The 10,797-nt window shown below is 61.2% G+C and carries 11 protein-coding genes; 6 read left to right on the top strand and 5 right to left on the bottom strand.

The features are described from left to right. Positions 1–18 precede the first annotated feature (18 nt). On the top strand, positions 19–1,416 hold the full coding sequence (locus F6A13_RS04450) for a glutamate synthase small subunit (RefSeq protein WP_126605104.1): 1,398 nt from the start codon (positions 19–21) through the stop codon (positions 1,414–1,416). Between the two features lie 3 nt (positions 1,417–1,419). Beyond that, the gene (hemE, locus tag F6A13_RS04445; RefSeq protein ID WP_126605103.1) at positions 1,420–2,484 is read left to right on the top strand and encodes a uroporphyrinogen decarboxylase; all 1,065 of its coding nucleotides are present in this window, start codon (positions 1,420–1,422) and stop codon (positions 2,482–2,484) included. A 19-nt stretch (positions 2,485–2,503) separates the two neighbouring features. On the opposite strand, the gene F6A13_RS04440 is transcribed toward hemE, so the two are convergent. Beyond that, positions 2,504–3,406 carry a lysophospholipid acyltransferase family protein gene (locus tag F6A13_RS04440; RefSeq protein WP_172959364.1) on the bottom strand — a complete coding sequence of 301 codons (903 nt, stop codon included), beginning with the start codon at positions 3,404–3,406 and terminating at the stop codon, positions 2,504–2,506. Then, the gene (locus tag F6A13_RS04435; protein ID WP_126605101.1) at positions 3,403–4,179 is read right to left on the bottom strand and encodes a GNAT family N-acetyltransferase; all 777 of its coding nucleotides are present in this window, start codon (positions 4,177–4,179) and stop codon (positions 3,403–3,405) included. Before F6A13_RS04435 ends, F6A13_RS04440 begins: the two co-directional genes overlap by 4 nt. A gap of 360 nt (positions 4,180–4,539) precedes the next feature. Between F6A13_RS04435 and F6A13_RS04430 the strand changes: the two genes are divergently transcribed. From F6A13_RS04430 to ilvA, 4 genes are read left to right on the top strand one after another with little or no spacing between them, the layout of a single operon-like run. Then, positions 4,540–4,749 (top strand): (2Fe-2S)-binding protein, encoded by a 210-nt coding sequence (locus tag F6A13_RS04430; RefSeq protein WP_012536311.1) that lies wholly within the window; start codon positions 4,540–4,542, stop codon positions 4,747–4,749. Beyond that, a complete protein-coding gene (locus F6A13_RS04425; protein WP_126605100.1) occupies positions 4,746–5,711 on the top strand; it encodes a YheT family hydrolase in 966 nt (321 codons plus the stop codon). Before F6A13_RS04430 ends, F6A13_RS04425 begins: the two co-directional genes overlap by 4 nt. Continuing rightward, positions 5,708–6,079: a winged helix-turn-helix domain-containing protein gene (locus tag F6A13_RS04420; RefSeq protein ID WP_009567572.1), complete on the top strand. Its 372-nt coding sequence runs from the start codon at positions 5,708–5,710 to the stop codon at positions 6,077–6,079. The genes F6A13_RS04425 and F6A13_RS04420 overlap by 4 nt, the downstream gene beginning before the upstream one ends. After that, positions 6,076–7,608: a threonine ammonia-lyase, biosynthetic gene (ilvA, locus tag F6A13_RS04415; RefSeq protein WP_232027482.1), complete on the top strand. Its 1,533-nt coding sequence runs from the start codon at positions 6,076–6,078 to the stop codon at positions 7,606–7,608. The genes F6A13_RS04420 and ilvA overlap by 4 nt, the downstream gene beginning before the upstream one ends. Here ilvA and F6A13_RS04410 read toward each other — a convergent pair. The 3 genes from F6A13_RS04410 to F6A13_RS04400 all read right to left on the bottom strand — a co-directional run bounded on the left by F6A13_RS04410 (position 7,605) and on the right by F6A13_RS04400 (position 10,786). Further along, the gene (locus tag F6A13_RS04410) at positions 7,605–8,009 is read right to left on the bottom strand and encodes a group III truncated hemoglobin (RefSeq protein ID WP_126605096.1); all 405 of its coding nucleotides are present in this window, start codon (positions 8,007–8,009) and stop codon (positions 7,605–7,607) included. The genes ilvA and F6A13_RS04410 overlap by 4 nt on opposite strands. Before the next feature lie 52 nt (positions 8,010–8,061). Next, entirely contained in the window at positions 8,062–9,312 is a 1,251-nt protein-coding gene (locus tag F6A13_RS04405; RefSeq protein WP_126605095.1) for an NAD(P)/FAD-dependent oxidoreductase, read from the bottom strand. A gap of 64 nt (positions 9,313–9,376) precedes the next feature. Beyond that, the gene (locus F6A13_RS04400; protein ID WP_126605088.1) at positions 9,377–10,786 is read right to left on the bottom strand and encodes an APC family permease; all 1,410 of its coding nucleotides are present in this window, start codon (positions 10,784–10,786) and stop codon (positions 9,377–9,379) included. Positions 10,787–10,797 lie beyond the last annotated feature (11 nt).

Here is a 10,797-nt window from a genome sequence, read left to right as displayed (position 1 = left end):
TCACCCTGAGGAAAAACCATGAGTCATTTTTCATTCATCGAAGACCCGCGGCAGGACCCCAAAAAGCTGGACGTAGAAGAACGCCGCGAAGCCTTTAGGGAAATCTACCAGAGCTTTGACCTGGGCAGTGCCCAGCTTCAGGCCGACCGCTGCCTGCATTGCGGCAACCCGTATTGTGAATGGAAGTGCCCGGTGCACAACTATATTCCCAACTGGCTGCAACTCATTGTCGAGAATCGTCTGGAAGAAGCGGCCACGCTGTCCCATCAGACCAATACCCTGCCGGAAATCTGCGGCCGCATCTGCCCTCAGGATCGCCTGTGTGAAGGTGCCTGTACCCTCAATGACGGCTTCGGCGCCGTCACCATCGGCAATCTGGAAAGGTTCGTCACCGAAGAAGCGCTGGCCCGTGGCTGGCAGCCGCGGATGCCCGACATCCTCCCCAATGGCAAACGGGTCGCCGTAGTGGGTGCCGGTCCGGCAGGCCTCGGCTGTGCGGACATCCTCAACCGCGCAGGCACCGAAGTGGTCGTCTTTGACCGCTATCCGGCGGTTGGTGGTCTGCTCACCTTCGGCATCCCGTCCTTCAAACTGGAGAAGGCAGTGGTTGCACGCCGCGCCAACCTGCTCCAGGAAATGGGTATCCGTTTTCAGCTCGACACGGAGGTTGGCAGAGATATTTCCCTGGGTAAGCTCCTGGAAGATTTTGACGCCGTGTTCCTGGGGATGGGCACCTATACCGCCAAGACCGGCGACTTCCCCGGCGAGAAACTGCCAGGCGTCCTCAAGGCGCTGTCCTACCTGATCGCGAACACCCGTCACCTGATGCAGTTGCCGGACCCGACACTCCCCTATATCAGCCTTTCCGGCAAGCGGGTTGTGGTGCTGGGTGGCGGTGATACCGCCATGGACTGTCTGCGTACGGCCATCCGCCAGGGTGCCCGCCAGGTGACCTGTGTCTATCGCCGCGATGAAGAGAACATGCCCGGCTCACGCCGGGAAGTCGCCAATGCCCGCGAGGAAGGCGTCCACTTTCTTTTCCATCGTCAGCCCGTCGAAGTGGTCGGAGATGCTGCATCGGGAGCCCAGGGCGTGCGTCTGGTGGAGACCCGTCTGGGCGAGCCCGATGCCAGGGGCCGGCGTCACCCGGAAATCATTCCCGGCTCGGAACAAGTGCTGGATGCCGATGTCGTGATCATCGCTTTTGGTTTTGATCCCTCCCCTGCTCCCTGGTTTGCGGAACACCACATCACTACGGACAGCCGGGGGCGGATCAGCACCAACGCGCAGTTCCAGACCAGCAACCCGCGCATTTTTGCCGGGGGAGACATGCGACGAGGCTCCGACCTGGTGGTCACTGCGGTGGACGAAGGGCGCCGCGCGGCGCAGGGTATCCTCGACTATCTGGGGGTATAGACGGTGAAACCCACATTGCAGAACGATAATTTCCTGCGCGCCTGCCTGCGTCAGCCGGTGGATCACGTACCCGTCTGGCTGATGCGTCAGGCCGGGCGGTACCTGCCTGAGTACCGCGCCACCCGCGCCCGGGCCGGCGATTTTCTCAGCCTCTGCACCACGCCGGAACTGGCCTGCGAGGTCACTTTACAGCCCATCAACCGCTTCCCCCTGGATGCCGCCATCCTTTTTTCGGATATCCTGACCATCCCCTATGTCATGGGACTCGGGCTGGAATTTCAGGAAGGAGAAGGTCCGGTTTTTGCACGCCCCTTGCGCAGCGCTGCCGATATCTCCGCACTCCGCCAGCCCGACCCGGAAACGGAGTTGCGCTTTGTGATGGACGCCGTGCGGCTCATCCGCCGTGAGATCGACGGACGTGTGCCCCTCATCGGTTTTGCAGGCAGTCCGTGGACCCTCGCCTGCTATATGATCGAAGGGCGTGGCAGCCGCGATTTCACCCACATCAAAGGGCTGCTGTACAGCGATCCGGCGCTGCTGCATCGGCTGCTGCGCCACCTGGCGCAGTCGGTGGCCAGCTACCTCAACGCTCAGATTGCCGCGGGTGCCCAGGCGGTCATGATTTTTGATACCTGGGGCGGCAGCCTCAGTACTCCTGCGTATGCGGAGTTCTCCCTCGCCTATATGAGCGAGATCGTCGCCGCTTTGCGGCGCGAAGCCGAAGGCCGCCGAGTGCCGGTCATACTCTTTACCAAGGGCGGAGGCAACTGGCTCGAGGCCATGGCCGCGAGCGGCGCCGATGCACTGAGCCTCGATTGGACGACGGAACTGGGCGTCGCCCGCCAGCGTCTGGGTAACAGCGTTGCGCTACAGGGTAATATGGACCCCATCGCCCTCTACGGCAGCCCCGAAGGGATTGTCAGGGAAGCGACGCGCATTCTGGAAAGTCACGGGTCGGGGACCGGTCATATCTTCAACCTCGGCCACGGCATCACCCCGCAGACCCCCGTTGAACATGTTGCCATTCTTGTCGAAAGCGTGCAGAGCTGGCGACCGAAGACCGCCTAGTTCTCCTGTGGATACCTCCTCAGCCGCCATGTCCCCGCCGCCACGCCACCCAGGCATCCCGTAGGGAGTGACGGCGAGGGTCGCGCAGATAGGTGACAGACGCCCCCTGTTCCATCCGCTGCAGGGCCTCGGTGATGGCCTGCCGGGCGGCCGTCGCCAACTCGCGGCGTCCCAATCCGGGGGCCAGTGCGGGCAGGAATTCCAGCCGCAGCGTCAGGGGTGCGGCCGCCGCCAGTCGCCAGAGATGGCCGAATAGGCTGTCGTCACCGACAAAGGGGCAAAGTGCGTCGGGCTGGCCGGGACGGAGCACGTCTTCATAACGCAGTGCAACTGGTATGGTGGGCGTCCCTGCCCAGCAGGCGGCCTCAAAAGGCGCTGCAAAAAAATCGCCGACTTCCCTGCCGTCGCTGGTAGTCCCCTCCGGAAAGACGGTTACGCTGGTACCGGCTGCCAGAATCTCACCGGCCTGACGCAGGATGCGCTGGCTGGCGCGGGCATCGCTGCGATCGATAAAAAGCGTGCCCAACCACGCACCCATAATCCCGAAAAAGGGCCATGCGCGCATTTCCTTCTTCGCTACGAAACGGCTGGGAATCAAGGTCGCCAACGCAAGAATGTCGAGGTAGGAAACGTGGTTGGCGGCGACCAGCACCGGCGCTTCCGGGATGACCCCATCCACGCGCAGATGAATCCCAAAAATGCGCAGGGCCTGCCGACTCCACCAGGCAAAAGCCCGATAGCTACCGGCGTCCGGTGCGGGCTTTCGGGCGCAGGTCCACACCGCTAACGGAAAGGCCAGAAGCAGATAAAATACCAGCACCGGCAGCCGCCAGATGCGCCGCACAGCCTTGGGCCGCGAACGGCGCCAGCGCCGCCCCGGGTATGGCACCAATACCGGGGCGGGCTTTCTACGACGCATCATTTACGCGCATCCGCCGGTTCCAGGAAGCGCTGCTGGTAGCGTGGGGAGATCAACGTCGATTCGCACCAGACGAAAAAATCCGCGCAATGGAATTGCGGATCCCAGAAGGGCTCACCGCCGAGGCGCACCCCGGCCCGCAAATACCCCTTGAGCAAGCTCGGCAGTGGCGCCGGTTCGACCTGCGCCTGCGCGTCAAAATGGGGCAGGGCCCGCAAGGGGAATACACGTTGTTCCAGCGGCGTAAGATGGGTGCCAAGACTCTGATACAGGGCGCCGACCGCCTGACCATCCGTACTGTGGACACTGGCGCATCCCATGAGGTAATCGATCTGCCACATCGTCATTGCCTCGGCGAGCCCCGACCAGAGCAGCGCGATCACCGCGCCCTGACGGTATTCGGGATGTACGCAGGATCGTCCCAACTCCATAATCCGCGCATTCATGGTCAGCAGACGGGAGAGGTCAAACTCGGTCTCGGCATAATAGCGACCCACCCGGGCGACCTTCTCTGGAAGAAAGAGCCGATAGGTACCGACCACCTCCTGACGGACCTCATCTTCGACGATCAGATGCTCACAAAATGGATCGTATTCATCCTGATCCAGCCCGGGGCGACCGCTGAGCTGCGCGCCGTACTCGGCGCTGAACACGTCATAGCGCAGGCGCTGCGCTGCTTCTACGTCATCCTGGTGACGCGCCAGATAGAGGCGCAATGAGCGCTCTTTCCTGGTGGCGGCGTGACTGGTACTGCCGTGAGACTGAGTGCTGAGCATGCAGAGTTCTCCGTGCAAAAACGATAGCAAATCTCCACCCATTATGACTCATAAATATGACAATAGTGCGGCACTGTGATGAACTTTTTGTGACAATGACCTGCTGACGCTCACAGACATGGGAACCTCTTCCCAAAAAGGGCGTTGGCTTCTCTGTGGTGGCCGTTGCATCGGGCGGTTGCATCGGGCGCCAACGCCGATACAGACATTTTATATCATGACCAGGATAATAGCAGCCCCGTGCCTTCGGCCACGGTGTTTTCAGAACGGATCGTGGTAGCCTCCCTCTTGCACCGCACGCCCTCAATGGCTACTGTATGGCTTTGCTTTTTGCGCTGTATCAGAGGTGAAAGTTCCGCCATGTCCGCCGTCCCCGAGGAAGTCGATGACAGCCCCTATTGCTGCTGTTCGGCCGCCACTTTTCAGGAAATTCTTGAGCGCCAGCGCGCCAACCCCCTGCCCTTTATGGAGCTGTTGATGGTCCACGCCGGCTGTGGCGCTGGTTGCGGCAGTTGCATCGGCGATCTCGAAGCCTACTTGCGCAGCCATGACGCCTACCTAGAGGATTGAATCCTTTCTGCGCTTTTCATCCGCCCTGGTGGTCGCGGGGTGGTGACTTTCAGACCATCTGGGCGCCCTTTTTTGCGCGCTCGGATCCTGTCGATTTTCGCCGGGAAATCTGGGAAACCCCCGATGGCGACCGGGTCGCCGTAGACTGGGTGGACGCGTCAGCCGCTGCGCCGGTGGTCATGCTCTTTCATGGCCTGGCAAGTAGTTCACAGGGACATTATGCCCGCGCCCTCGCGGCAGGCCTGCGGCGGAGGGGCTGGGCAGGCTGTTTTATCAATTTCCGCGGCTGCGGAGGAATGGACAACTTACTGCCCCGTAGCTACCACGCGGGGGATAGTGCCGAGATTCGCTGGATGCTGGAGCGCGCGACGGCACTGCTTCCATGTCGCCCTCGCTACGCCGTCGGCGTTTCCCTCGGCGGCAACGCCTTGCTCAAATATCTGGGCGAGGCAGGAGACGAGGCGCATAAAAACCTGGAATCTGCGGCTGCGGTCTGCGCCCCGGTTGATCTGGTCGCGACGGCAGAGTATCTGCAATCCAGTCATCTTCGCTTCTACAACCGGTATTTTCTCCAGAAAATGAAGGCTTCTGTCCGCCGTTACGAAGCCAAATACCCGGACATGGCGGACTGGTCACGGGTCTTTTCGGCAAAAAGCGTGTATGATTTCGATGAATATTTTACGGCGCCAGTACATGGTTTCTCGGGCGCCCGGCAGCTCTGGGAAGAGGGCTCGGCGGCGCCGTTGTTGCCGTGGATACAGGTACCCACTTTGCTTCTGAACAGCGCGGATGACCCTATCGTACCCGTCGACAGCCTGCGCAATGTTCAGATAAGCCTGACCGTGACACGTTGCATCACCGAGCAAGGCGGTCATGTTGGCTTTATCGATGGCGCCTTTCCGGGTCATCTGCGTTGGTTGCCAAACACGCTGCTCGACTATTTTGAGAGGAGGATCCCATGACAGACCACCTGCAACCCCGTCTTCGCGTCTTGCTGGCGGAAGCCATCGCCATCGGCCCTGGCAAGGCCGAACTGCTTCGCCATATTCGCGAAGAAGGCTCCATCTCTGCGGCGGCGCGGGCGATGAATATGAGTTACCGGCGCGCCTGGTTGCTGGTGGACACCATGAATCACTGTTTTCTGGCACCGGTGGTGAGCACCGCCACCGGGGGCAGCCACGGCGGCGGTGCGCATCTGACCGAAATGGGCGAAGAAATACTCACCCGTTACGAGGCCATGGAAGCCAAGGCAAACCTGACCCTGGCGCCTGATATCGCTGAATTCCGCAAACTCATGCAGCTCCACAAACCGGAAGAAAACGCTTCGTGAAAAATCTTCTGCGCGAAGTGCTATGCAGCAGGGTCTACGATGTGGCTCGGGAAACGCCCCTGGAAGCCGCGCCCAAATTGAGCGCACGCCTGCAGCGCGAGGTGCTGTTCAAGCGTGAAGACCTGCAACCGGTGTTCAGCTTCAAACTGCGCGGCGCCTACAACAAGATCGCCCAGCTTTCGGATACGGAAAAGGCACGCGGCGTCATCACCGCCAGCGCCGGCAATCATGCGCAGGGCGTCGCCTATGCTGCCCAGAAGCTGGGTATCCGTGCGGTGATCGTCATGCCCGGCACCACTCCGGAAATCAAGGTCAACGCGGTACGGGCGCGAGGTGCGGAGGTCATTCTTCATGGTGACAGCTACTCCGACGCGCAGGCGCATTGCGACGCCCTGATCGCCGAATCGGGCATGGTCTTCATTCCGCCCTTTGACGATCCGCTGGTGATTGCGGGACAGGGGACCATAGGCGCAGAGATACTCCGTCAGCGGGGCGCCGGCCTGGAAGCGATTTTTGTTCCGGTGGGCGGCGGTGGCCTCATTGCCGGGGTGGCGGCTTACCTGAAATCCATCGTGCCCGAGATTCGCATCATCGGCGTAGAGCCCTTTGAGGCCGACGCCATGTATCGGTCTTTGCAGGCGGGGGAACGCATTACTCTGCCCCAGGTCGGTATTTTCGCCGATGGCGTGGCTGTGCGCCAGGTGGGAGAACACACCTTTGCCCTCTGCCGCAAATATGTGGATGAAATCGTGCGGGTGACCAATGATGAGATCTGTGCGGCCATCAAGGATGTATTTGACGAAACCCGTTCCGTCATGGAGCCGGCCGGTGCGCTGGCCTTGGCGGGTCTCAAGCGGATGGCGGCAACCGACCCCGGTCGGGGCGGGGCCTGGGTCGCCCTCCTCTCCGGCGCCAATATGAACTTTGACCGCCTGCGCTTCATCGCCGAGCGGGCGGAACTGGGCGAGGCACGCGAGGCGCTGTTTGCGGTCACCATCCCGGAGCGACCGGGAGCCTTTCGCGCCTTCTGCGCGGCGATTGGTCAACGAGTCGTGACGGAATTCAATTACCGCCTGCACCACCGGGATCGGGCGCATATTTTCGTCGGAGTGGCCATCCGCGACCGGGAAGACGCCAATGCATTGCTGGAGAGCTTACGAGTCACGGGTCACGAAGCGCTGGACCTGAGTGACGACGAAATGGCCAAACTGCACATCCGCCATATGGTGGGCGGGCATGCGGCGGCCGCACAGAATGAGCGGATTTACCGTTTTGAGTTTCCCGAACGGCCGGGGGCACTGATGGAGTTTCTCGACAAACTGGGCGGGCACTGGAATATCAGCCTCTTCCACTATCGCAATAATGGCGTCGACCTGGGCCGGGTGCTGGCGGGCTTTGAGGTGCCGGACAGCGAGATGGCACGATTCGAGTCACTGCTTGCCGGACTCGACTACCCGCATGTGGCGGAAACCGCCAACCCCGCCTACCGGTTTTTTTTGGATCAGGGTCAGCACCGACCCTTTGCTTAATCCCCGCGCGGGGCGAACATCAGGCGCAGAGACTCGCCAATGCCGGTGGCCATACCATGCCAGCGACGGGCCATATCCGCATCCATGTGGTCCAGCATGGTTTCGTGAAAAAGCGCGAGCCAGTCATCCACCAGCGGATGGGTTATTCCGACCGGAGCATGCTTGTCGCCCAGCGCATAGCGGTAATCTTTGTAGGGAAGTCCGCCAGACACGGTCCACCAGTAGTGAACGAGACGATCCTTGTGCAACTCCCAGTCCTGAACGACGGAGAAAGGCTCCGCCAGGGTCGGGTGATGCTGGATACGATTGTAGAAATCATCCACCACGGCACGGATCACTGGCAGCGTAATCTTTTCGCACAGGGGTTCGAGACGGCGTTTGGGAGGGCTTACCTGTTCCATGATTGGCTCCAGGCGTTCGCAGACTGCGTTTCAATATCCAAAAATCCCACGTTCAGAACCGCTCCGGTCGGTAGGGAGCAGGGTCCGTAAACGGCGTTTCACCCAACATCATCTCGGCCAGCAAACGCCCGGTGGTCGGCCCCAAGGTCAGACCCTGGTGACAATGGCCGAAGGCATACCACACACCCGGATGCCCCGGCGCCCGACCAATGATCGGCAGCATGTCGGGGGTGCAGGGGCGCACCCCCATCCAGGGGTCGGCGTCCAGACGCCCGCCGAGGGCAGGCAATAACCGCCGTGCCTGCGCTTCCGCCCGAGCAAGCGGAATAGCGGAAGGAGGGGCGTCCCGATGCGCAAACTCCGCACCGGTCGTCAGCCGGATACCACGCTGCATGGGCACCAGCATATAACCCTGATCGGCATCGAGCACCGGGTGACCGAGTGGTGTGGCGTCCGGTTGGGCGTAGTGCATGTGATAGCCCCTTTTCACGAAAAGCGGCGGGTGGTAACCCAGAGGTCCAGTCACATCCGGCGACCAGGCGCCCAAAGCCACCACTACCTCGGCGGCCTCCACCGGCTCATGCACCGTAGCGATGCGCCACCCCGTCGAACCACGCTCTATGCTCCGCACGGCGCTGGTGCGAAACTCGCCGCCCATCCGGGTAAAATAGTTCAGGTACGCGAGAGTGAGCGCGTGGGGATCGACAACGGCCAGGGGCTGGGTCCAGTGGATACCGCCGGCCAGTCCGGGACGCAGACTGCACTCCATCGCCGCCACCTGCGCGCTATCAAGTGCGTCGTAAGCCACCTCGAAATTCCCGGCGTTATACGCCGCCTCTTTCAGGGCATGGTCCAGAGACTCGGGATTTTGGTGTACCTGCAACCAGCCACCGGGACGGAGCAGGTCGATCGCCCCCGCCGCACCGGCCAGAGCCAGATGATCATCCAGGCAGTGCGCGATCAATGCCGCATAATGCCGGGCAATCATCCGGTGACGGTCTTCACGGGAGTTATACCAGTACCGCAGGAAGGGAATGGCCAGACGCGGCAGCATCGTCCCCCGGTAGTAGGCCTCGGTCGACTGATTGCGGGCGTAGCTGAGCAGCGTCACCAGGGCACGGGGGAAGGGGTGCGGCATGACCGCCTCGCGCTGAATCAGGCCGGCATTGCCGAAGGACGTCCCCTCTCCGGCCCCTTGCTGGTCCAGAAGAATGGTGGGACGGCCCCGTAACTGCAACTGCAGGGCAATGGAAACCCCGACGATGCCTGCTCCCAGAACCACCACTTCACCATGTACTGCCATAAAAACCCCGGGGAAAGTTGAGAAGGTTAGCGTCCGCCCGATATAGCAGAGGCCGCAGTCCTGGTCAATCTTCCTGCAACTCCAGCTCATCGAAGACGTAAATGTCTTGCCCCGCCTTCCGCCGGCGCAGCCAGAGCACATAAAAGATGCCCAACAGCAAAAACACCCCAACGGTCTGATCGATGCCGGCCGCAATATATTGCGGGCCATAGATGAGGAACAGCACCTCCACGGCGGAAAGGCTGATGATCACGACCAGCGATCCGAGCAGGAGACCGGCGTGATGATGCGCACTGAAATGGTGCCGGACGGAGCGGTGCTGAAGCAATAAAAAACGCATCATGTTGACCCCATCCAATAAAAACTCCGCCACCAGAAAGAACCCCGCCGCGCTCAGCACCAGGTTGAAGAGGTCCCGCATACTGTGGAAGAAAACCTGCATGAGGACAACCGCCATGGCCAGCAGGATGGGCAGGATGACGGACCAGTACGGCACGTGTTCGCCATTCAGTCGGCCCAGCCACCCCGGCATCACCCTATCCCGGGACATGGCGAAAAGGGCGCGGGACAGGATGAAGGTGGTGAGCCAGAGACCACCGGCGGTCGACGCGATAATCGCTATGCGCATCCACGGGAGTAATTGCGGGGATACCGTTGCCGCCCAGAGACTCAGGGTATCATTGGTGTTTTGCAACTGGTCGAGGGGTACCTGATGCAGAAGCAGGGGCCAGATCAGCAGGTAGTAGAGCACCACGCTCACAGCCCCGATGATTCCTCCCCATCCCGGGGTGATGCGCGGTTTTCTGGATTCTTCCGAGGCGTAGGAGTCGATTTCCCAGCCGTCCACGATGGTGGCGCCCACCACCATGCAGACGATGACGCCGGCCCAGTGAATATGGCTGAGGGAGAAGGACCCCGCCCCCACCGCCGGCGGCCCCCAATGGGAATAGCCGACGATGGCCATGAAGGCGACGGATACCATCTCGATGAGTAGAAATATCTGGGTGACCCTGGCGGTGATACGCGCCCCGAACAACAAAACACCCGCCGCGAACAGTGCCCAGAACGTGGCCACCACGATCTGCAATCCGGCGCCGGGGTGCGGTACTCCCAGCGCCTCTAGAGTGAACCGCGCCGCCGGGATCAGGATCGGCGGGATCGACCAGAAATAGGCCATGATCACGATCCATGCCTGAAAATTCGAGTAATCGATGCCCATGATCCGCCGGGACCAGTGATAGGAGGCACCGGCGTTGGGAAAATACTGATTCAGCGACAGAAATATCCAGGAACACAGAATGAAGGGAATGGCAATCAGTACGATCGCCAGGGGCACCTCTGCTCCTGCTGCCTGGACCATGGCCGACCCTGCCGCCGCCACGCTGAAGATGGGACCCACGCTGGAGATGGACAGACTGGACAAATCAACGAGCTGAAATGTCTTGTGCAGCGTCTGATGGGCGTCCGTGGGCATGACCGCCTCCT

It is taken from the genome of Acidithiobacillus sp. 'AMD consortium', assembly GCF_008926505.1.
Taxonomy (GTDB): Bacteria; Pseudomonadota; Gammaproteobacteria; order Acidithiobacillales; family Acidithiobacillaceae; genus Acidithiobacillus; species Acidithiobacillus ferridurans.
Note: the sequence above shows the minus strand (reverse complement) of the source record. Positions and strands in the feature narration are given on the sequence as shown.